Annotated in this window: 12 protein-coding genes; 6 read left to right on the forward strand and 6 right to left on the reverse strand. The window is 64.7% G+C overall.

Annotated features, from left to right (window positions below; all coding sequences use genetic code 11):
* Positions 1 to 7: 7 nt before the first annotated feature.
* From ACH4YL_RS34380 to ACH4YL_RS34395, 4 genes are read right to left on the reverse strand one after another with little or no spacing between them, the layout of a single operon-like run.
* Positions 8 to 901, reverse strand: a complete 894-nt coding sequence (locus ACH4YL_RS34380) for a carbohydrate ABC transporter permease (protein ID WP_398511434.1) — start codon at positions 899 to 901, stop codon at positions 8 to 10.
* A 5-nt stretch (positions 902 to 906) separates the two neighbouring features.
* Entirely contained in the window at positions 907 to 1,848 is a 942-nt protein-coding gene (locus ACH4YL_RS34385) for a carbohydrate ABC transporter permease (RefSeq protein ID WP_398511435.1), read from the reverse strand.
* Positions 1,849 to 1,865: 17 nt separating this feature from the next.
* Positions 1,866 to 3,203, reverse strand: a complete 1,338-nt coding sequence (locus tag ACH4YL_RS34390; protein WP_398511436.1) for an ABC transporter substrate-binding protein — start codon at positions 3,201 to 3,203, stop codon at positions 1,866 to 1,868.
* Positions 3,204 to 3,252: 49 nt separating this feature from the next.
* Positions 3,253 to 4,413, reverse strand: coding sequence for an ROK family transcriptional regulator (locus tag ACH4YL_RS34395; protein ID WP_398511437.1), 1,161 nt, complete (start codon positions 4,411 to 4,413; stop codon positions 3,253 to 3,255).
* Between the two features lie 504 nt (positions 4,414 to 4,917).
* Here ACH4YL_RS34395 and ACH4YL_RS34400 point away from each other — a divergent pair.
* The 5 genes from ACH4YL_RS34400 (at position 4,918) to ACH4YL_RS34420 (ending at position 18,763) form a co-directional block, all read left to right on the forward strand.
* The gene (locus ACH4YL_RS34400; RefSeq protein WP_398511438.1) at positions 4,918 to 8,568 is read left to right on the forward strand and encodes a LamG domain-containing protein; all 3,651 of its coding nucleotides are present in this window, start codon (positions 4,918 to 4,920) and stop codon (positions 8,566 to 8,568) included.
* A gap of 208 nt (positions 8,569 to 8,776) precedes the next feature.
* A complete protein-coding gene (locus tag ACH4YL_RS34405) occupies positions 8,777 to 15,604 on the forward strand; it encodes a polymorphic toxin-type HINT domain-containing protein (RefSeq protein WP_398511439.1) in 6,828 nt (2,275 codons plus the stop codon).
* On the forward strand, positions 15,589 to 16,551 hold the full coding sequence (locus ACH4YL_RS34410) for a hypothetical protein (RefSeq protein WP_398511440.1): 963 nt from the start codon (positions 15,589 to 15,591) through the stop codon (positions 16,549 to 16,551). The genes ACH4YL_RS34405 and ACH4YL_RS34410 overlap by 16 nt, the downstream gene beginning before the upstream one ends.
* A gap of 548 nt (positions 16,552 to 17,099) precedes the next feature.
* Entirely contained in the window at positions 17,100 to 17,504 is a 405-nt protein-coding gene (locus tag ACH4YL_RS34415; protein ID WP_398511441.1) for a hypothetical protein, read from the forward strand.
* A gap of 590 nt (positions 17,505 to 18,094) precedes the next feature.
* Entirely contained in the window at positions 18,095 to 18,763 is a 669-nt protein-coding gene (locus ACH4YL_RS34420) for a hypothetical protein (protein WP_398511442.1), read from the forward strand.
* A 621-nt stretch (positions 18,764 to 19,384) separates the two neighbouring features.
* On the opposite strand, the gene ACH4YL_RS34425 is transcribed toward ACH4YL_RS34420, so the two are convergent.
* Both ACH4YL_RS34425 and ACH4YL_RS34430 read right to left on the reverse strand, forming a co-directional pair.
* Positions 19,385 to 20,719, reverse strand: coding sequence for a Fic family protein (locus tag ACH4YL_RS34425; RefSeq protein WP_398511443.1), 1,335 nt, complete (start codon positions 20,717 to 20,719; stop codon positions 19,385 to 19,387).
* 182 nt (positions 20,720 to 20,901) lie between these two features.
* Positions 20,902 to 21,966, reverse strand: coding sequence for a mechanosensitive ion channel family protein (locus ACH4YL_RS34430; RefSeq protein ID WP_398511444.1), 1,065 nt, complete (start codon positions 21,964 to 21,966; stop codon positions 20,902 to 20,904).
* 262 nt (positions 21,967 to 22,228) lie between these two features.
* On the opposite strand from ACH4YL_RS34430, the gene ACH4YL_RS34435 reads away from it, so the two are divergent.
* Entirely contained in the window at positions 22,229 to 22,765 is a 537-nt protein-coding gene (locus ACH4YL_RS34435) for an HNH endonuclease (protein ID WP_398511445.1), read from the forward strand.
* Positions 22,766 to 22,810: the final 45 nt, after the last annotated feature.

The following is a 22,810-nucleotide window of genomic DNA, read 5'->3' on the forward strand; positions in this document are numbered from 1 at the left end:
ATGTGCATCAGCCCTTCACTCCGGTCAGTGTGACGCCCTCGACAAATGCCTTTTGGGCGAAGAAGAAGACGAGGATCACAGGGGCCATGACCAGCACGGTCGCGGCCATGGTCAGATTCCAGTCGGTGTGGTGCGCACCCTTGAACGATTCGAGTCCGTAACTCAGCGTCCAGGCGGCCGGATTCTCGGAGGCGTAGATCTGCGGCCCGAAGTAGTCGTTCCAGGCGTAGAAGAACTGGAACAGCGCCACGGCCGCGATGCCGGGCTTGGCCATCGGCAGCACAACCTTGATCAGCGTACGGAACTCACTGCAGCCGTCGACCTTCGCCGCGTCCAGATACTCGTTCGGGATGGTGAGCAGGAACTGTCGCAGCAGGAAGATCGAGAACGCGTCGCCGAAGGCCATCGGGATGATCAGCGGCCACAGCGTGCCCGCCAGATCCAGTTCCTTCGCCCAGAACAGGTACATCGGAATGATGACCACCTGAGGCGGCAGCATCATCATCGAGATGACCAGCATCAGGGCCAACCGCTGGCCGCGGAAGCGGAACTTGGCGAGCGCGTACGCCACCGGGATCGAGGACACGACCGTGAGGACGGTCCCCAGACCCGCGTACAGCAGGGTGTTCTTCCACCAGGTCAGAAAGCCCGGAGTGTCCAGCACCTTGGAGTAGTTGCCCCACTCCCAGGTCTTCGGGATCAGTTCGCGGGTCAGCGCCTGCTGGTCGCTCATCAGCGAGGTGAGCACCACGAAGACGAACGGCAGCACGAAGAAGAGCGCGGCCGCGATGCCCAGCGAGTGCACGGCGATCCAGTGCAGCAGCTGCTTGCGGCGGGCGGTCCGCTCGGCCTCCACGAACAGCTGTTGTGCGGCTACGGGCTTGTCGAGGATCTGGGTCATGGCAGTCAGTCACCCACCGTTACGAGCCCACCGCGCCTGCGCATCAGGAAGGCGGTGAAGACCATGGAGAGCACGAACAGGACGAGCGCGATGACCGCCGCCGCGCCGTAGTCGAAGCGCTGGAAGCCGATGTTGTAGACCAGCTGCGGCAGCGTCAGCGTGGACTTCTCGGGATAGCCGGGCTCGAACTGCTGTCCGCTGCCGCCGATGATCCCGGACGCGACCTTTCCCGCGACCAGTGGCTGTGTGTAGTACTGCATCGTCTGGATCACTCCGGTCACCACGGCGAACATCACGATGGGCGAGATGTTCGGCAGGGTGACGAAGCGGAACTGCTGCCAGGAGCTCGCGCCGTCCAGCTCGGCCGCCTCGTACTGCTCCTTCGGCACATCGAGCAGCGCCGCCATGAAGATCACCATCAGATCGCCGATGCCCCACAGCGCGAGCGCGGTCAGCGCCGGCTTGGACCAGCTGGGGTCGGTGAACCAGCCGGGCGTGGGCAGACCGATCGAGTCGAGGATCGAATTGACCGGTCCCGTACCGGGGTTGAGCAGAAAGACGAAGGCCAGCGTGGCCGCGACCGGCGGCGCGAGATACGGCAGATAGAACAGGGTGCGGAAGACCCCGGCACCAGTTCTGATCTTGGTGATGAGCATGCCGACGCCGAGGCCGAAGACGACCCGGCAGCTGACCATCACCAGCACCAGCCACAGGGTGTTGCGCAGGGCCGGCCAGAACATCGGGTACTCGCTGAAGACATACGTCCAGTTGTCCAGCCCGTTGGGCGTGGGCGGCCGGAAGCCGTCGTACTTCATGAACGAGAAGTACACGGTCGAGATCAGCGGATACGCGAAGAACACGCTGAACCCGATGAGCCAGGGCGACATGAAGGCCGCGGTACGAAGCGCCGAACGCCGGCGCTTCGACCGCAGGGTGTGCGTACTCACCGTCTTCGACCCGGGCCTTACTTCTGCTTCGCGATATCGGTGTCGATCTGCTTGGCCGTCTTCTCCAGACCGGCCTTCAGGTCCTTCACCTTGCCCGCCTCGTACTGGTAGCCGAAGTCCTGGAAGGTCACCTGGTACGCGCCGCCGTCGACATTGGCCGGCGTGGTGCTGGACTTCGGGTGCTGCGCGATGTCGATGAAGGTCTTGAACGCCGGGTCGATCTCCAGCTTCGGCGACTTGAGCGCCTCGATGGTGGACGGCACGTTGTGGATGCCGTTGGAGAAGGCGACGACCGCGTCGGTGTCCGTGGTCATGTACTTCACCAGCTCCCACGCGGCGTTCTGCTTCTTGCTGGTGGAGGCGATGCCCATGATCGTGCCGGACAGGTAGCCCTTGCCGTAGTCGGCGGCCTGGTCGTCGGCGACGGGCAGCGGGGCGGTGCCGATCTCGAACTTCACACCCGCGTCCTTGGCCATGCCGAGCCGCCACTCGCCGTCCATCTGCATGGCGACCTGACCGGTGTGGAAGGGGTGCTTGGCGCCCCACTCGTCACCGAAGGTGTTGCGGTACTTCTCCAGCTTGGCGAAGCCGCCGAGCTTGTCGACCAGACCCTTCTGGAAGTTCAGCATCTTCGAGAACGCCGGGTCCTTGACGATGTTCGACTTGCCGTCGGCGTCGAAGTAGGTCGGGGACCACTGCGACGCGTAGTGCATCGGAGTCGTCTCGTAGCCGTGGTAGTTGGGCATGAAGCCGAGCTGCTGGTAGCTGTCGCCCTTGGACTTGGTCAGCTTCTCGGCGACCTTCTCGAACTCGCTCCAGGTCTTCGGCGGCGCGGTGATCCCGGCGGCCTTGAAGGCGTCCTTGTTGTAGTAGAGCCCGTACGCGTCATTGAGCAGCGGCAGGGAGCACTGGTTGCCGTCGAACTGCGTGTAGTCCAGCAGCGGCTTGTGGAACACCTTCGCCGGGTCGATCTTCGACTTGTCCAGGAAGGGCTTCAGGTCGACGAAGGCCCCGGAGGTGCAGAACTTCCCCACGCTGTCGGTGGTGAACGACGACACCACGTCGGGCGCGTTCGACCCGCCTGCCCGCAGCGCCTGGTTGATCTTGTCGTCGGTCATATTGCCGACGATCTTGACCTTGATGTTCGAGTGCGCGGCCTCGAAGCGCTTGACGTTCTCCTGGATCGCCTTGACCTCGCTGGGCGCGGACCAGCCGTGCCAGAAGGTGATGGTGGTCTTGGCGTTGGGGTCGTCGTTGGCGGCGCTGTCGCTCGATCCCGTACAGGCCGAGGCGAACAGGGATATGGCGGCGGTCGCGGCGAGCGCGGAGGCCGTCTTCCGGGTGCGTGTGGACATGGCGGGGTCTCCCTGTGACGGGTCGAGGGGCTCGGGCTTTCGTGGTGACTTATCGCGAGGTGTCGAAAACCTCGTCGCGGGTGGTGGCGAGTGCGCTCTCCAACGCACCGCGCAGGACGGGGTGTTCGCGTACGGCGCCGAGTACCAGGCGGGGCCTGGACGCGGCGAGTTCGGTGAGCTCCGCCTGCACGCGTTCGCGCAGCGGTTCGCCGCCGGCGGCGATGACCTCGCCGGACAGGACGACGAGTTCGGGGTCGAGGACGGCGACCATGGAGGCAAGACCGGTGGCGAGCCCGGTCGCGTACGCGTCGAGCAGCTGCCGGTACGGCCCTTCGTCCGCGGCGGTGGCCCGGGCCACGAGCTCGGTGGCGACCTGGGTGTGGGGCCCGTGCCGCACATCCTCGATCCCGAGCTCCCGCGCCAGCCGGGGCAGCGCCTGCGCGCCCGCCAGCTCCTGGAAGCCGCCGCTGTTCGCCTTGGTCACCTGCCGTACGAGCGGGGTACCGGGCACGGGCAGAAAGCCGACCTCGCCCGCACCGCCGGTGAACCCGCGATGCAGCCGCCCACCGATGACGAGCGCGGCGCCGAGGCCCTCCTCGTTCCACAGCAGCATGAAGTTCTCGTGCCCATGCGCTGCACCGAGACGCTGCTCGGCAACGGCGACCAGGTTGACGTCGTTCTCGTACTCGACGGGCATCGGCAGGACGGCCGCGAGCTCGTCGAGGAGGGTCGGTGCGTGCCACCCGGGCAGATGGGAGGCGTACCGCAGCCGCCCGGTGGACGGATCGAAGGCTCCCGGCGTCCCGATGACGAGCCGGTGCACATCGCTCCTGGTGAGCCCGGCGGCCTTCACGGCCCCGTCGAGCGCCTCGGTGACCTGTTTGACGACACTCGCGGCACGCCGCCCGGGCGTCTGGAGCTCGAACTCTCCGACGGTGGCCCCGGTGACATCGGCGACGGCGGCACGGATGCGCTGCGGCGTGACATCGAGCCCGGCGGCGAAGGCGGCCCGCGAATTGACCGTGTACAACTGGGCGTTGGGCCCCGGCCGCCCTTCGGTGGTCCCGGTGGCGACGACAAGCCCGGCGGCCTCGAGCCGCGCGAGCAGCTGGGAGGCGGTGGGCTTGGAGAGCCCGGTCAGCTTCCCTATCTTGGTGCGCGACAGGGGCCCGTGCGCCAGCAGCAGATCGAGCGCGGCGCGATCGTTCATGGCGCGCAGGACGCGGGGGGTACCGGGTGTGGTCCCGGGAGTACCGGGTGTACCGGGTGCGGCTCCCGGAGTACCGGGTGTCGTACTGGCCACGGGGGGTGCACCTGCCCTTCGGCTGCCGATGTCCGCTGTCCCCTACGAGTGTCCTCGGGGATGGACTGTTAGGAAAGTTTCCTATTCGGTAGAGAGGAAAGTAAGCCGCAGGTCGGGTGGGCGTCAATGGGCGGCGCGGGCTAGGCAACCAAAGCGTTACATGCGGCGGTGCGGGCCGAGGTGTGCCCGTGCGGCCCTTGGCGGGTTTCTCGCCGGTTTGCGCAGGTCTATGAGGGGGTCAGGCTCTTACCTGACCTGAAGCTGCCAGCCGAATTTGATTGTCGTGGACACGTAGACATGCTTATGGTGCCCCGGCTGATCCTCACGTGATCAGCACTTTTGTGATGGGCCTGGGGAGGCCCTGGGGTGGGGAGAGCTATGTCTTGGCGTGCTCTGGGCGGCAGACGCTCGGTGATCGTGACGTTGGCCTGCGGGCTGTTGGCCGGCTTGACGTCGGCGCCCGCGTTCGCGGCATCGCCCGCGCAGATGCCGGCTGCCACCGATCAGGCTTCTGAGTCTGCGCGGGCGGCGGCGTCCGGTGAGCCCGTCGAGGTGGTCGAAGAGCGCACCGAGTACTCGACCACGATGGCGAACCCGGACGGCACGTTCACACTGACGCAGTCGACGCGGCCGCAGCGAGCCCGGACCAAGGACGGCTCGTGGCGCGGCATCGACATCACCCTGGAGCGCCGGGCCGACGGCACGGTCGGCCCCAAGTCCTCGGTGGTCGACCTCGCATTCTCCGGCGGCGGCAACACCGACCCCATGATCAGCCTGGGCAGCAAGCGCGGCTCGCTGTCGCTGGACTGGCCGGGATCCCTGCCGGAACCGGAGCTCGCAGGAGCCACCGCCACGTATCCCGAGGTCTTCAAGGGCGTGGACCTGAAGCTTACGGCGACGGCCGAGGGCTACCGCGAGGTGCTGGTGGTCAAGTCGGCGGAAGCGGCGGCCAATCCGGCGCTGGAGCAGATCAAACTGACGGCCAAGGGCGATGGGCTGAACATCGCGGCGGGCGCGGGCGGCGGCTTGCGCGCAATCGACGCGGACGGCAACGCGGCCTTCGTGGGACCGGCCGGGGTCATGTGGGACTCGGCAGGCGATGCTGGTGCCCAGTCGCAGCTGATGCGTTCGACGGCCGTTGCGGAGGAGCCGGAGCCGGCGGAGGACCCGAACCGTCCGGGCGAGGGCGACGCCAGCGCGGAACTGCCGGTGCAGGTGGATGGCAGCGCGGTTGCGGTGAAGCCGGATCTGGAGCTGCTCCGGGGTGAGGAGACGGTCTACCCGGTCTTCATCGACCCGCCGATGGGCGCAGCACTGCAGGAGCGCACGGTGCTCTCGTCGGACGGGGACCGGTTCTGGGACTTCGACGGCGACGAGGGCGTGGGCCGCTGTCACCGCGTGGGCCCGTGGTACTGCGACAAGGACCACACGAACCGGATGTACTTCGAGTTCGCCCCGACCAACCTGGCGGGCAAATACGTGGTTGACGCGGACTTCCGGGCGTACGAGACCTGGTCGTTCTCCTGCAGTGCGCATCAGGTGGACCTGTGGCGCACGAACAACATCTCCGAGGGCAGCAGCTGGCCGGGGCCTGCACATCTGGACAAGATGGGCGACGTCAATGTGTCGGCGGGACGGGGCACCAACTGCACTCCCGAACAGCCGGACAGCTGGGTGGAGTTCAACGACAACCCGTCGGAGAGCGACGAGAACCTGACGTCTACGGTGCGGTCGTTCGCCGATGGGAAGTTCTCGCGGCTGACGTTGATGCTGCGGGCGCAGGACGAGACGAATCCGGATGCGTGGAAGCGGTTCGACGACAATGCCGAGCTGCAGATCAATTATGTGCCCAAGCCGGGCTTGCCCAGCCCGTACGGGGTGATTCCCGGTTACGGAGCCTCCCGGCACTGCAACCCGGACTACGACCCGCTGACGGTCACGCGTTCAGATCCCATGATCGAAGCCGGGGCCCAGGCGCTGGTGCAGCCCACGTCCACCGCGTTCAAGGGATCTCTGCGGGTCTATTTCGACGCTGAGCGACAGGACCCGGTAACGAAGGCATGGATCCATACCTGGGAAGCCACCTCACCCAGCACCGGATTCGACCCGGACGGGACGTTGGAGTCGGTGAGGACGACGTACCGGGCGGACAACATCCTGTATCGGGTCAGGATGCGCACGCAGTCGTACTGGACGCATGAAGGCACGACTTCGAGCATGGCTTCGGCCTACACGCCATGGTGCTACTTCAAGACCGATTTCTTGGCCCCGAAGCTACCGCAAGTAATCCCGGGCAGTCCCTACACAGGCTGTACCACCACGTGCGTGGGCGAGGGCGGTCCAGGCGAGCCCGGAACGTTCACGTTCAAGCCCAATGCGGCTGACACTGACGTAACTGGCTACCGCTATTCCTCTCTTTCGCAGCCAGAAGTCAAGGAAGTCAGCGTTGCCGAGGCGGAAGAGGTCTCGTTCACCCCGACGGTCGCCGGAGAAGATCGGTTGTTCGTGCAGGCCAAGGACGTGCGCGAACGATGGGGCGACACCACCGCGTTCAAGTTCAAGGTGAAGCCGGGTCCGGGCGAGGTGGGCCGCTGGCGGTTCGCCGAGACCCCGGAGCTGTGGAGCGGCTTCGTGTCGTCGGACAGCGGAACGGAAGGCGCACGCCACAATGCTGCGCTGACCGGCGGTGCGAGATGGTCCAGTCGCGCCAGGGGAGGCCAGGCCGACTACTCGCTCGCGCTGAACAGTACGGACCCTGCCGAGCAGCAGGCGTACGCGTCCACCGGGACGGCACCGGTAGTTGACACCCGATATTCCTTCACGGTCTCTGCTTGGGCGTTCTTGTCAGATGCGACATCTAACCGGGTCGTGCTCTCCGCACCGGGAACACAGGACTCGGCGTTCACGCTCTACTACGACTCCGACGACAAGAAGTGGGCGTTCAACCGGGGAGCCCAGGACAAGTCCGGCACAGCCCATGTCGTCTCGTACAGCGATGCGGCGAATCCCCCGGTGGGGGTGTGGACGCACTTGGCTGGCGTGTTCGACAGGCAGAACAACGAGGACAAGACGGATGACACCATCCAGCTCTTCGTAAACGGCCGTCCGCAGGGCAGCCCCGTGCGGCTCACTGGCGCTGCGGCAGCCTACGAACCCTGGCAGTCCACCAGCGGCCTGCAGTTCGGCCGGATGAAGGCCACTGGCACCTTCCAGCAGCATTTCCGCGGTCAGTTGGACGAAATTACGGTGTGGCAACGTGCTCTCCTCCCGAACCAAATCCGGGACGAGTCAGAGCAGAAGGAGGGCGGCGTGCCGGCGACCGAGCTTGTTGCGGACTGGAATGCCGAATTGGCCACTGGAAACGAGATCCAGGAACAAACCGAATACGAGCGGTCCGGTCTCAAGCTGTCAGTCGAAGGGGCCCAGCTGAGCGCAAGCGCAGCTGAGGGCACCACCTTGCTCCTGGATGGGGAGAAGGGGTACGCGTCCACTACCGGTCCGGTTGTGGACGAGACCGGCTCCTTCAGTGTCTCCGCACGCGTTCGGGTCGACCGCGCCAAATGGGAGGCCAAGCCCATCGGTTACCGCGGAATGGTGGCGGGCCAGAAGAACGCAGGCGAGTCGTCCTGGGCACTGTGGCTCACCAAGACCGACCCGGACGACGACGGTACCGCTTCCTACCTATGGCGTTTCGAGCGCACGGCGGTAGACGGGACGGGCACGGTGACGGCGGAAGCAAAGGCGGACGCAGGCCTCCTGTCCGATGGATTCGACGTTCCAGCAGATGTGACGGCTGTATTTGATGCCGCTCAGACTGACCCGGCCGACCCGAACAGCCCGCCCGGCAAGCTTCGGCTGTACATCGGTGCCACGCCACAGAACGCGAATCCCAACGCAGGTCTGACCGCGTCGGTGCAGGGGACGGGTGAACTCGCTGCGGGCAGGGGTGCGCGGGCGGGGACGACTGGCCACTACTTCCCCGGAAGCCTTGATCAATTGCGTATCTGGAGTGGTGCTCTGACCGCGGACGGGGTCGCTTCCGCGATCGGTGCCGGTACGTAGCGAGGCTTCATCGCCGAGCGGTGCGTGGATCACCGCTCGGCTGGCCCGCCGGGCAGTACCGGCGGATTCGAGAACTTTCACAGATGGCGACCCCCGTCGGATTCGGGGCGGTGAGCCGCGGCCGAGACCGCGGCCAATGGGAGCGGAAATGAACCAGCAGGGGACGCCTCGGCGCGCAGGTCGTGCGAGACCGGGCAGCAAGCGTTGGATGCAGCGCGTCGCGACGCTTACCGGATTCATCCTGGTGCCAGGTCTGTTGACGCCCGTCACTTATGTCGCCGACGCGCAGCCCCTTGGTGTGTCCAAGCCGCCCTCGCACCGTAAGGACAACGTCCGACCGGTTTCTCCGAAGCCCGACAAGCAGGCCGTGGCCTCATTGCGACGTGCCGCCGAGGCGCACCGCCGGGATGCTAAGCGGGCCGGGACCGACCGTGGCAGAGACGTCAGCTGGCCCTCAGCCGGCGCTGCCGAACTGACGCTTCCGGCAAAGGGAACAGCCACTGCAGCACCTGGCGCACTGCCCCTCACGCTCGGCCAGCCGGTCACCGCCAAGGGGGCCAAGTCCCAGCCCGCCGAAGCCCGCTCAGTGAAGGTCCGTGTCCTGGACCAGAAGGCGGCGGCCGGTCTCGGAGTGAAGGGCGTAGTACTCAACGCCACGGGACCGGTTAGTGGCGGCAGTGCGCAACTCGGCATCGGCTACGGCAAGTTTGCCTCGGCTTACGGCGGTGACTGGGCTGGGCGCCTGCAAGTGCTCCAACTGCCGGCTTGCGCGTTGACCACACCTGACCAGCCCAAGTGCCGCACGCGCACCCCGTTGAACTTCACCAACGAACGCTCCGAGCAGCGCCTGCTCACGCAGGTTGCCTTCAGCCCATCGACGGCCGGCGGTCAGGAGATGGTGCTTGCCCTTGCGGCGGGTACCAAGTCCGGCTCCGGCGACTACAAGGCCACCCCGCTCGCAGCCTCATCGACCTGGGAGGCCGGTGGATCGTCGGGCACCTTCACATGGTCGTATCCGTTGCGCACGCCCCCGGCCGCGGCAGGCCCGAAGCCTGACCTGAAGATCTCGTACGACTCCGGCAGCGTCGACGGTCGCACCGCGTCCACGAACAACCAGGGCACGGCGATCGGTGAGGGCTTCGACATCACCTCGTCGTACGTTGAGCGCAAGTACGGTTCGTGTGACGACGACGGTCAGACGGACAAGTTCGACCTGTGCTGGAAGTACGAGAACGCGTCCCTGGTCTTGAACGGCAAGGCCACCGAGCTGGTCAAGGACGACACCAGCGGCCAGTGGCGGCTCAAGAACGACGACGCCTCCACTGTCATCCACCGCTCCGACGCCGACGGCGCCGACAACGGGGACGACAACAAGGAGTACTGGACCGTCATCACCGGCGACGGCACCAAGTACCACTTCGGCCTGAACAAGCTGCCGGGCTCCACCACCGAGGCCACCCAGTCGGTGTGGACCGTCCCGGTCTTCGGCGACGACTCGGGCGAGCCCGGCTACACCCAGAGCGGCAGCTTCGCCGGCCGCGCTGAAAAGCAGGCCTGGCGGTGGAACCTCGACTACGTCGAGGACACCCACGGCAACGCCTCGTCCTACTGGTACGGGGTCGAGCCCAACCACTACGACATGCTCGGCGACGACACCAATGGCACGGAATACGTACGCGGCGGCATCCTCAAGGAGATCCGCTACGGCCAGCGCAAGGACACCTTGTTCGCGTCCCCGGCCGGGTCCAATCGTGTGCTCTTCGACTACGCCGAGCGTTGCGTGGCGTCCGGTACAGGCTGTGACTCGCTGACCGAGGACACCCGGGACAACTGGCCCGATGTGCCCTTCGACGCAGAGTGCAAGGCCGACCTGAAGTGCACCGGCAACGTCGGCCCCAGCTTCTACACTCGCAAGCGCATGACCGGCATCAACACCCAGGCGTGGAATGCTGCCGCTACAAGCCCGGCGTACGCTCCGGTGGACTCCTGGCAGTTGAAGCAGACCTACCTCGACCCCGGCGACACCGGTGACTCGACCGACCAGTCCCTGTGGCTCACCGAGATCCGCCACACCGGGCAGCGTGGCACCGCCATCACTCTGCCGCCTGTGACCTTCGGCCACGAGTACCGGCCCAACCGCGTCGACGGCGCAAGCGACAACATCCTGCCCCTCAACAAGCCACGCCTGTACACGATCACGTCCGAGGCCGGAGCCCAGACGATCGTCAACTACATGCAGGCTGATTGTCTGGCAGGCCAGGCGAAGCCCAAGGCCGACACGAACACTCGCCGTTGCTACCCCGTCTACTGGTCTCCCAACGGTGCCAGCGAACCGACGCTGGACTGGTTCCACAAGTATCCGGTTGAGGCAGTCCGCACCACTGCTCCGAACAGTGGCTCGGAAGCCGTCCAGCACACCTACTCCTACGCGGGTGGCGGAGCCTGGCACTACAACGACGACCCGATGACTCCTGCCAAGGAGCGCACCTGGTCGATCTGGCGAGGCTTCGAAAAGGTCACCCATCTCACAGGCCTGCCTGACAGGACCCAGTCCAAGACCGTCACCGTCTACATGCGGGGCATGAACGGCGACCGTGTCGTGGGCAGCGATGGGAAGACTCCCGACCCGGACCAGCGCAAGTCGGCCACGGTCACCGGTATCAAGGCCCCGGCACTCACCGACACCGAGCAGTACGCCGGTTTCACCCGTGAATCGGTCACTTACAACGGCTCTCAGGAAGTCTCCGGAACCGTCAACGACCCTTGGTCCAAGCGGACAGCGACACAGCACAAGTCCTACGCCGACACCGAGGCTCACTTCGTCCGCACGGGGGCAACGCACTCCCGTACCAACATCACCAGCGCCGGCACCCCGAGGGACCGAGTCCACACGACGGAGACGCTGCACGACGCCTACGGCATGGCCTACCAAGTCGAGGACAAGGGCGACGACGGCCTGCCCAATGACGAGAAGTGCACCCTCACCTGGTACGCGCGGAACAACTCCGTCGGCATCAACTCCTTGGTCTCTCGCTCTCGCACCACGGCCGGTCCGTGCCTTGCCGACACGATGCTGGACCTGCCCATCGACTCCACCAGCCCCGGCGATGTCATCTCCGACACCGCCACGGCTTACGACTCCACCACGTGGTCGGCCTCGCAGGAACCGCAGGTGGGCGAGGCTCGTTGGACGGGCCGTGCGAAGGGCTACGGGCTCGATGACCAGCCCAGCTGGCAGAAGACGAGCACGATCACGTACGACGCTCTCGGCCGCCCGCTGACAGTGAAGGACGCCAACGACACCGCCATCACTACCAGCACGTACACGCCGGCGGGCACCGGGCCGCTGACTTCCTCCACGGCCGCCAACGCCAAGGGCCACACCACGACCACACTCTTCGACTTCGGCACTGGGGCGGCCAAGAAGATCACCGACCCCAACGGCAGGGTGACCGAGTCCAAATACGACGCTCTCGGCCGAGTCACCGAGGTCTGGCTGCCCAATAGCCTCCGGGCGGACGAAAACCCGGCCAATTACGTCTACAAGTACAGCCTCACCAATTCGGCTCTACCCTGGGTGTCCACGGACACCCTCAAGGGCGACGGCTCGGGCTACAACACCACGTACGAGATCTACGACCCTTTGCTCCGCCTCCGGCAGGTTCAGACGGCCTCTCCCTCGGGCGGTATGACGGTCGCCCAGACCGTGTACGACGAGCGCGGCCTGGCGACCATTTCCCAGGCCGACATCTGGGACCACGACACCACTCCGTCGGGGACGCTGGTCGAGATTGACGGCGGGCAGCCGCCCCTGCAGACCACCACCACGTACGACGGTGCGGCTCGTGCCGTGACGGCGGTTACCAAGGTTCGAAACACCGACCGCTGGACCATCAACACCACCTACGCCGGCGACACCGTGACCACCAGTGCCCCGGCCGGAGGCCAGGCCACCGCCGAGGTCACCAACGCCTTGGGCCAGACCACGGAACGCCGTGAGTACGGCGGGCCGGAGCCGACCGGAACCGATTTCACCAAAACCTCGTACACCTACACACCGGGTGGTCAGCAGAAGTCCGTCACTGGACCCGACCAGGCCAAGTGGACATACGGCTATGACCTGTTCGGTCGGCAGACCAGCGCCGCCGATCCGGACAAGGGCACCAGTTCCACCTCGTACGACGAACTCGACCAGCCCGTCAGCTCAATCGACGCCCGCAACAAGTCCCTGGTTTCCGAGTACGACGTCCTGGGCCGCAAGACCGGCCTGTGGGACGGTACGAAGACCGACTCCACGAAGTTGGCGGCCTGGACCTTCGACACACTCGCGAAGGGGCAGCAGGACACCGCCGTTCGCTACGTGGACGGCGCTGGTACCACTGGCAAGGCGTACACCAGCAAGGTCACGGCCTATGACGCGATGTACAAGGCCATTGGCAGTCAGCTGATCCTTCCTGATAGGACCAAGGAGCCGCTGGTTGACGCCGGCGTCCCCCAGACCTTGTCCTTCTCAGGCAGCTACTACGTCGACGGCACGCCCAAGCACACGGCCCACCCTGCCGTCGCGGGACTCGCCAGTGAATCCGTCTCTTACGGCTATGACTTCAGGGGCGTGGGCCTTCAGCGCACCATGACGGGTACTAGTGGGTACCAAGTGGGTGCTTCCTACTCGCCACTTGGTGAGACCTACCGGCTCGCGATCGGCACCGACATCTCGAAGGTGATCAACCTCGACTACGAGTACGAGGACGGCACGGGTCGGCTCACGCACTCCTGGGTCAACGATCCCCAGCGTGCCTACCGGCTGCAGGACCTTTACTTCAGTCAGGACGATGCAGGGAACGTCACCTCGATCTTCGACAAGACGGACCTTGGCGGCACTGGCAAGTTGGACTCACAGTGCTTCGTCTACGACGGCCACCGCCGACTGACTGAGGCATGGACTCCGAAGACGGCTGATTGTGCGGCGACCGGTCGCACGACGGCCAACCTGGGTGGGGCGGCACCGTACTGGTCCAGCTACACGTACACCGCAGCAGGCCAGCGCGCGTCCGAGACCCAGCACACGACGTCGGGCGACACCACGGCTGCTTACACGTACGGCACTGCCGACAATCAGCCACATCCGCTCGCCAAGACGGTCGTGGGTGCCAAGACCAACAGCTACGCGTACGACAAGACGGGCAACACGGTCAGCCGCCCCGGTACACAGGCTCAGCAGACCCTGACCTGGAGCACCGAAGGAAAGCTCGTCGGCACGGCCGAACCCGCAGCTCAGACCAAGCCTGCCACGGGCACGAGTTATCTGTACGACGCCAGTGGCGAACTCCTGATCCGCCGCAACACCACCGGCGACGGTGACACGGTCCTGTACCTCGGCGGCAACGAGGTCCGCCTCACCACGAAGGGCACGACCAAGACGCTCTCTGGTACCCGCTACTACTCGGCGGCGGGCCAGACCATCGCCGTCCGCACGGCAACGGTGGGGATTACTGGCACGAAGCTCAACCTGCTTGCCGGCGACCACCACGGCACCTCCAGCCTGGCGATCGACGCGACCACTCTGGCGGTTACGAAGCGCTACGCGACGCCGTTCGGCGCACCTCGCGGCACGAACCCCACGGCGTGGCCTGACGACAAGGCATTCCTCGGCAAGCCGGCCGACACCACCACCGGCCTCACTCACATCGGTGCCCGCGAATACGACCCAGGCATCGGCCAGTTCATCAGTGTCGACCCGGTTCTGGTCCTCGACCAGCACCAGTCGCTCAACGGATACGCCTACGCCAACAACAACCCGACCACCTTCTCCGACCCTACCGGCCTCATGAACGCTGACGTTGGCAGCAGGTGCACCAACCATTGCGCAGAGGAAAAGAAGTGGGTCGAAAAGACCATCCTGAGTGAGCCAGATTCAGGAGGCGGCGGTGACACCGGCGGCACTGCCAGTGGCGGCAGTGCTGAGGACACGCTCCTCAGTCTCCTCCCGCGAACCAACGATAAGTCGCAGCTGACTCAAATGTGGATGCAGTACACCCGAGTCGACGGAGGAAACTACTGGCAGTCCAGTGTCGGGGACGGTGACAGAACCGCGATGGCGTGCTTCGGGCGCGCTGGATGCCGCGAGGCATATCGGCACCTTCTGAACACCGGTGACGTTGCGGCTGCCAAGAGAATTGCAGCGACCTACTGCATCGCTCATCGGGAACGCTGTGGGCATGAAGCCGACGACTACGAAACAACCAAAGAATTTATCGACGCGATTCCGGAACTCCTCGCCGCAGCGTATGGAGTGCGGATGGGGCGACCGTGTCTCAAGTGCTTCCTGGCCGGCACTGACGTCTTGATGGCCGACGGATCGACCAAGAACATCGAGGAAGTCAAGCTGGGTGACGAGGTCCTGGCTACCGATCCCGAGACTGGCGAGACCGGCAAACGCAAGGTCACGCGCCTCATCGTCACCGAGGACGACAAGCACTTCAACGAACTCACCATCGAGACAGACCGGGGGCTTGAGAAGCTCACAGCCACCCACGAGCACCCGTTCTGGTCCCCTTCCGAGGGGAAGTGGGTAGAAGCCGGTCAGCTTCGACCGGGCGTGGAGCTGTTGACGGTCGATGGATCGCGCGCCATTGTTCAGGCGAACCGCGCTTACAGCAAGCACGCCCGCACCTACAACCTCACTGTCGATGACCTGCACACGTACTATGTGCTGGCGGGCGAGACACCTGTACTCGTTCACAACAGCAGCTGTGAAGGGCCGATTCTAGCCAAGGCTCAGTCCAACCAGGTTCTTGAGCGCCTCGGTTACAAGGAGACCAAGAATAAGTCGGCAGGTCGAGGGGCGGCGAAGATTTGGGAGAACAAGAAGGCGCCGGCGTCGGAGAGGTTTGTAACTCAAGATATGACTGGACACGGTGGTGGCCTTTTCAAGGCCGGGCCTTCCGTTGAGTCGCTCCAGACAACCAGGAGTACGCTCCGGAGCGGTTCGTACGAGCTAGATGAGTTCGGTGGACTGAAATGGCTTCGCCCATGACCCTTTGTTTCCTTGTCTCCAAATATGACGAGCCCAGGCGTAGTGGTTTGATTGCCGACTGGACGTCCTTTGAAGATGTCGGCAAGTCTTTCAATGGCGAAGTGCTGACGGCTGCCGAGTATCAGCGAGTGGAGGATTCGTACATCTCAGCCGTGGGATCCCTGGCCGACGCGATGCAGGCGGACAGATTTGAGTTGAGAAACCTAGTTCTCAACGAGCCCCCGCCGACCTGGCTTGGTGCCGCTTATGACGGCCGCTCTGTTGAGCGGCACACTGCCCTAAGGTTGCTTAGGCGGATGCTCCGACGTGGTTTGATCTCTTGCACTTTGGAAAGTGGAGATGTCCTGCGGGTGGCGGTCGAGACTGACTTTTACATCTCGGTAGAGATCCAACCGGATGCGGTGGACTGTCTGGAGGAGGTGAAACGTCTAGGGTTGCATTTGGTTTCTGTGGCTTGCGGCGAAGAAGAACGCGACGCAACAATAGCGGTCTCCCGTCCGGCAGATGGCAAATTCTGGGAGGAGGTGGCGCAGAGCATCAGGCTATCGCGAGGCGCATCTGCAATCCTTGAGCGCTGGGCGGAAGGATCCTGTGGCTACCGATGGCATCCAATTTTTGACGGGGATCTCTCGATAATTGCAAGATCTGTTCGACCACACTCCTTGGTTACGGCATATCTTGACACAAACGTTCAATGGGTCTCCCGGCGAAATCTCCTGCCTGCAATTGAGTCGGCCATAATGGCCGAAGAATTGCCGGTCGTGATCTTCTCGCGGTCGATTGGCGGAGTCGCACCTGAAATTCTGGTATGCAAGGAAGGGGTCGATCTGCCAACCGAGGCAGAGGTGCCTCCGGGCGATGATTTCGGATTCTTCCTTTGGCCAGCTGACGATTCGACCTCCATCCAGGCGGTAGTACCGGGTGATGGAGGCCAATCCATCCAGTGACTCAACTCGCAAACGTACTATGTACTGGCGGGCGAGACGCCGATCCTCGTTCACAATTCCACTCCGTGCACTCCAGATTTGGATGCTCTTTCGCAGAGCGGGATGCGTCCAGCTAAGGGGAAAACGACTCATGCGGGACGCGAGTATCAGAAGCATATGAACCGCGGGGATCTTCCTGTGGTTCCAGGGAAAGAGTTGAAGTCGCCCGGTCAGGATCTGTTGGATGACATTCTGACCAACCCGAGAACCGCCACGTCTCCGGTCAATTCTGGAAACTTCGCCGGCGGGACGCGGTATATCATGCCGGATTCGGCTGGTGGGCGCGGCATTGGGGCGACCTTCGACGCCAATGGGCAGTTCCAGTACTTTGGGCGGTATTAGGCATGTTGGTAATTCAGCCGTGGGCTGCTCGGGCACATGCCGGCGCCGGTCTTGCTGAGCTTCAGGGCGCTGTCATGGGAGAGGCCGTGAGAACGGTCCGCTACGTAGTGCCACGCGGGGAAATTTGGCCCGAAGGGCACAGGGAAGATCGCGCCCATGAAGTCGACATGGCCGTTGAGCTGGTCATGGGTAGCGGGGTCGCACTGGTTCTGTCCTGGGCAATGGATGGCGTCAACGAAGGCTTGGCGATTGAATTCAGGGATCCCGGAGAGGTGGACACCAGCTTGCCGGGAGATGTTATCGATGTGAGCGATCATATCGATTGGGAGAGATTCCTTGGAGTTTCAATCGCGAGCATCAGCCCCGCCTGGCATGTCCCTAACGAGGGGTGTCCAGAGATGCCTTGGGCGTACCGCTTTGAATTCTCCAATAAGTCAAGCCTGGTAATTGCGCTAGGTGAGGCTGAAGGGGCCGGATTCACGTACATGCCCGATGCTCTAGTCGTGATCTTCGATAAGAGTCTTGCGGTCACTTACAGGATTCCAGCGAGTGGCACTTCCTCGTACGGATAGATCGAACTGGGGCGCAGGTTTCGACGCTCCCTGAATGTGTCTAGTTCGAGTCGTATGCATTTCAGGAGGCGTCATCCCTGGGGAAGTGAAATTCAGAGAAAGGGGTCCCGTCCGAGTGATCTCTGGTGGGGCTCAGGGTACCGGATGGCTGGGATTTGAATTCCCGGCTCGATTGCATCCCAGTCGAATATCGCGATTGATACTCAGGTGGTGGGCGATTCGTGCGGCAATTAGTGCGGTGTCTCTGGGGCAACGAGATTGTCCGAGGCTCCGCCGCAATTCTGCGGTGGAGCCACGTGCTGGTTGTCGGTAACGATGACGCAACGTCAGTGGACGGATGTCGTGGCGGATGTGCCACCGTGCCATCGCCGGTCGGTCTGGGGGGTCTCGCGTATTCCTTTGCGGGGCGGCGAGGCTTGAGGGATCTAATGACGCAAAAGCGTGCAGGGCGTCGTCGGCCTCGCCGTCGGTGGGACTTGGCTGGGCGGACGCAGCGTGGTAGGGCGTTGGCGGTTATTGATCTTGTTTGGGAGTGGGTGGTCATGGGATTCGGAATACCACGGCGCGTGTTGGCGTGCTGCATGGCGGCAATGGCGTTGACCGCCGGTTGCGGCGGCGTTGCCGACAAAGCCGAGGAAAGCAAGCGGCCTCACGGGCTCGCTGCCCCGAGTGCAGGAAGCGGCACGGCGCTGAGCCAGCAAGAGCTGGAGCGCGCTGCCGTCTCGCAGAAAGATCTTCCTGCGCGCACCTTTGAATCGCTGCTCGATCCGATTTCGACTGACCGCTCACCAGTGGATCCAAGTTCGTGCCAACCGGTCGCGGACTCGGTTGGCCTGTCCTCCTGGATCCTGCCCAAGGCCCGTGTCAAGCAGGTGATCGGCTCCTCGAAGGGCGACCATGGGGGGTCCATGGCGCTCGCATCACATACGCCAGGGGAGGCCGTGAAGATGATCCAGCAGGTGCGGGCAGCATTGCGGTCCTGCAGTGCTTTCACACCGAAGTTCGGCTTCCCGTACGAAGGCGTCACGGCACTGCCTGATCCCAAGCTCGGGGACGAGTCCGTTGGCTTCCGGCTGCTCCAGGTTGTCTCGTCAGAGGGCGAGGAACCTATGAAAGTGCCAGTGACCGTCATCGTCCTGCGAGCGGGTGCCACACTCGTCACATTCCAGTCGGCCAACATCGAGCGCGACGGCCAGGCTGTCGTTCCGCGGGATGTTGTGGACGGGCAGCTGACCAAACTCGCTGACGCTGCTCGGTAGTCAGCCTGTCTGCTTTCCTGCTGGTCGTGGGGAGGCCCTCGTCGTACGGGCTCCCCGGTGGCTGCAGAGAGGCTCTGTGCGTGAGCCCGTACCGCGTTGCCGCTCGGCGGCAGGCCAGAGCATTGCGATCCTCATGGCACCACTGGCGAGCGGTTGAGAGGTGCTCAGTCTGTCCAGAGATGTCGCTCCTCGAGCGTGCTGAACCGAACGTCTCCGTTCTGAAGGTCGACAAGGATGGGCCAGCAGTCCAAGCAACCGAATCCTCTCCTCGCGTGAGGCGAGGTACTGAACGGAGTTATAGGGCACGACCAGGAGGCCGTCGCGCTCCCTGACGGGCTCTGCGGCGATGGCAAGGGGCGGTTCGTCGTCGCGACGGCTGGCCTCCAGGAGTGAGACTCCGATCCGGAGCGCTGCTGCTTGGTCCAATGTGTTTCTCCGTTCGGCTGGCTGATGCGAAAGCGGACTTTTGTGGTCACTTACACGTGTGTGGCGGCCGCACACTGCGGGCCAACCTGACCTTGCGTCGGCTCGCGACTCTCTTCGGGATCCGGCCGTCCGCGGCCGACCGCTCATCGACTGCCTCGGACCGGCCCTCGCACCGCCGGGTGCGAGGTCTCCTCGTCAGGTCGGCATCAGCTCGTGCAGCCTGGTCTCCAGATCCGGAGCCGACGTCCACGAAAACGCCTTGCCCGCGCGGTGCTTGATCAGCAGCCCGCTCTGCTCCAGCGCCGCCAGGTCCTGGCGTGCCGTTTCGTAGACCACGTTGTGTGCTCCCGCGTGGGACCGGATGGTGACTGCCGCATCCGGGTGCTTCAAGGCGTGATTGAGCAGCGCGACCTGCCGATGGTTGAAGGTCGTGGAGGCGTTCGTGATCTTGCGCTGCAGGTCCCTCATCTCGTGAGTCTTCCTGCCCAGGTATTCGTGGAGTCGCGTGATCGAGCGCCGCAGAACCTCCAGTTGATACAGGTGGAAGTACGTCAGGTCGTTCTCGTCGTCCTCGGTGTGCAGATAGCTCTGGGCGTACTTCACCGGCGCGTTTTTCAGGATCGGGGAGATGGCGACGAACTCGGTCAGCCAGTAGCCCTGGTTGAGCATCGCCCAGTAGAAGAGAGCTCGCGCCGTGCGGCCGTTGCCGTCCTCGAAGGGGTGGTCGTAGCCGATCATGAAGTGCAGCGTGATGGCCCGCAGGACGGGGGGGATGTACCCCTCGCCGAGGCTGCCGTTGGCGAATTCGCAGAGGCGCTCGATCCGCTCGGGCAGGGCCGTGGCGGCAGGTGGAGCGTGGAGCAGCATGCCGCTGTCCGAGAAGACGCCGATCCGTTCCTCGCCGGGGAGTTGGAAGCGGCCCGAAGAGCCGGGGTTGTCGAGCGTGCCGTCGGTGACCACACGGTGGATCTCGCAGATGAGTTCCGGCGTCAGGGGATCGTTCCGCAGTTCCCCGATCATGCGCATGGCCTGGTAGTTGTTGTAGATCATGCGCTCGTCGCGGTCACGGGGCCGTCGGCCGTCGCGCAGCATCGCCTTGGCCACGCGGCGTGTGGTGGACGCGCCTTCCAGCTGGCTGGAGTTGATGGCTTCCTCGATGAGGGAGCTGATGAGGTAGCGGTCCCGGGTGGCCGGGTTGGCCACGGGTTCTTCGATCGAGATCTGGCCGGCCGTGTCCCGGCCCACCGCCTCCAGAGTCGCGAGTACGACATCGGGGAGGGCGAACGTGAACGGCCTGCCCGATGCGTCGGTCAGCGGCAGCTCTCGTTGCATCTGGCGACGGGTGAACTTGATTCCGGTCCACCACTCCTCGTGCGTGAGCCCCGCAGGCGGAGTCTTGTGCCTGACGCGATCCCAGGGCAGGTAGGAGTCCGCCGGACCCGCTCCTGGCTTCTGGAGGATCCGCGACAGCATGCCGGGACCGGCCCGGAGGGCGGCTTCGATCAGAGCATCAGGGTCGGGGGGTGGCATGGGACGCTTCATTGAGGGCCTCCGAGAGGACCGGCCAACTACCAGTGATCTACTAATTTCTCCCAGATTAGTACTTGGCAGGTCCCAGGTGCTCCCAGATTAGTACTTCCGGCTGGTCCGGGAAACGGGACAGGGCCCCTCCCGCCACGGAAGAAGCCCTGTCCTGCCAGCCCAGCTGCGAGCTACTTCGCCAGATTCGTCTGCGGCGGTATCGGCGTCGCCGCCACCGACTGCGGCGAAGTCGACGACGCGAACGCCGACGGCGCCGCCATCCCCGCCGTCGGGTCCACCGTCGCTGACTCCTCCGGCACCTGCGGCAGGCCGCCCACGATCCGGATGCCCGCCGCGTCGAATGCGCGCTTGATGCGCCAGCGGAGCTCGCGCTCCACGCCCAGCGCCTTGCCCGGCATCGTCTTCGCCGAGACGCGGATCGTCATCGACTCCAGCAGGACCTCCGTCAGGCCCAGCGCCTCGACCGGGCCCCACAGGCGTTCGTTCCACGGTTCGGCCTTGGCCAGGTCGTCGGCGACCTCGGCGATCACCGAGTTGACGTGGTCGAGGTCTTCCGTCGGGCGGACCGTGACGTCGACCATGGCCGTGGCCCAGCCTTGGCTGAGGTTGCCGATGCGCTTGATCTCGCCGTTGCGGACGTACCAGATCTCACCGTTATCGCCGCGCAGCTTCGTCACCCGAAGCCCCACCTCGATGACCTCGCCCGAGGCCACGCCCGCGTCGATCGAGTCACCGACGCCGTACTGGTCCTCCATGATCATGAAGACGCCGGACAGGAAGTCCGTCACCAGGTTCCGCGCGCCGAAGCCGATCGCGACGCCTGCCACACCCGCGGACGCCAGCAGTGGTGCCAGGTCGATCTTGAAGGCGCCGAGGATCATCAGGCCCGCTGTGCCGAGAATCACGAAGGACGAGATCGAGCGGAGTACGGATCCGATGGCTTCGGAGCGCTGACGGCGGCGCTCGGCGTTGACGAGCAGGCCGCCGAGAGCCGTGCCCTCGACCGCCTGGGCCGAGCGGTTCATCCGCTCGATGAGCTTCGTCAGGGCCCGGCGCAGCAGCATGCGCAGGACCAGGGCCACGACCAGGATCAGTGCGATGCGCAGGCCGGTGTTCAGCCAGGTGGACCAGTTTTCCTCCACCCAGCCCGCGGCGTTCCCGGCCTGCTTCGCGGCCTCGCCGAGCGAGGTGGGAGCGGGCGAGGGATCGGTGGCCAGTGGGACAGACCAGTACACGTGCGGGACCTCCAGGCATTGCGTACGTCGCCAACCACACTAACGGGGCATCCGGTGTGCTCCGTTGCCGTGTTCGAGGGAGAGACAAGGCTCACCTGGGGATGAAACCGGGGTAAGGAACGTTGCCATCAGCGGTGTGGTTGAAAACACCTCGAGCCCGTTACCCGTACGTGGTGGCGCTCGGACCTGGCATGAGGAGACACTGAGAGCAGATCGTCCCGGCGCGAGCCACGCGCCGCCGGCGTACAAGGAGGCATCCACCGTGCCGCACGTCCTCGTCCTGAATGCGTCGTACGAGCCGCTCGGCGTCGTACCGCTCCGTCGCGCGCTCATCCTCGTACTGGAGAACAAGGCTCTCTGCCTCGAGGAATCCGGCGCCTTCATGCACAGCGCGACCCGTGTCATCGCCGCACCCAGCGTCGTACGGCTGAAGCGGTTCGTGCGTGTCCCCTACCGGGGGCCTGTTCCTCTGACCCGCAAAGCACTGTTCGCCCGCGACGGCGGGCGCTGCATGTACTGCGGTGGCGTCGCAACCAGCGTCGACCATGTCATTCCGCGCAGCCGCGGCGGACAGCACCGCTGGGACAACGTGGTGGCGGCCTGCCGCCGCTGCAATCACGTCAAGGCGGACCGGCATCTGCGGGAGCTGGGGTGGCACCTGCGCCACCATCCCGCGCCGCCGAGCGGGCTTGCCTGGCGCATCATCGGGACCGGGCATAGGGATCCGCGCTGGCTGCCATACCTGCAGCCGTACGGCGCGGACGATGCGATGGCCCGGATCGACGGCATTTCTGCCTGAGGACCGGGATTTTTTGTGCCCGGGCGCCTCTGAGGGGCCCCGGGC

The sequence above is a fragment of the Streptomyces sp. NPDC020681 genome (genome assembly GCF_044334895.1).
Taxonomy (GTDB): domain Bacteria; phylum Actinomycetota; class Actinomycetes; order Streptomycetales; family Streptomycetaceae; genus Streptomyces.

Bases quoted from the DNA above. Each gene is read 5' to 3' on its own strand.
- ACH4YL_RS34415 (WP_398511441.1), top strand. From the start codon at position 17,100: ATGGCCGTTGAGCTGGTCATGGGTAGCGGGGTCGCACTGGTTCTGTCC.
- ACH4YL_RS34395 (WP_398511437.1), bottom strand. From the start codon at position 4,413: ATGAACGATCGCGCCGCGCTCGATCTGCTGCTGGCGCACGGGCCCCTG.
- ACH4YL_RS34405 (WP_398511439.1), top strand. From the start codon at position 8,777: ATGCAGCGCGTCGCGACGCTTACCGGATTCATCCTGGTGCCAGGTCTG.
- ACH4YL_RS34425 (WP_398511443.1), bottom strand. From the start codon at position 20,719: ATGCCACCCCCCGACCCTGATGCTCTGATCGAAGCCGCCCTCCGGGCC.
- ACH4YL_RS34380 (WP_398511434.1), bottom strand. From the start codon at position 901: ATGACCCAGATCCTCGACAAGCCCGTAGCCGCACAACAGCTGTTCGTG.
- ACH4YL_RS34410 (WP_398511440.1), top strand. From the start codon at position 15,589: ATGGCTTCGCCCATGACCCTTTGTTTCCTTGTCTCCAAATATGACGAG.
- ACH4YL_RS34390 (WP_398511436.1), bottom strand. From the start codon at position 3,203: ATGTCCACACGCACCCGGAAGACGGCCTCCGCGCTCGCCGCGACCGCC.
- ACH4YL_RS34420 (WP_398511442.1), top strand. From the start codon at position 18,095: ATGGCGTTGACCGCCGGTTGCGGCGGCGTTGCCGACAAAGCCGAGGAA.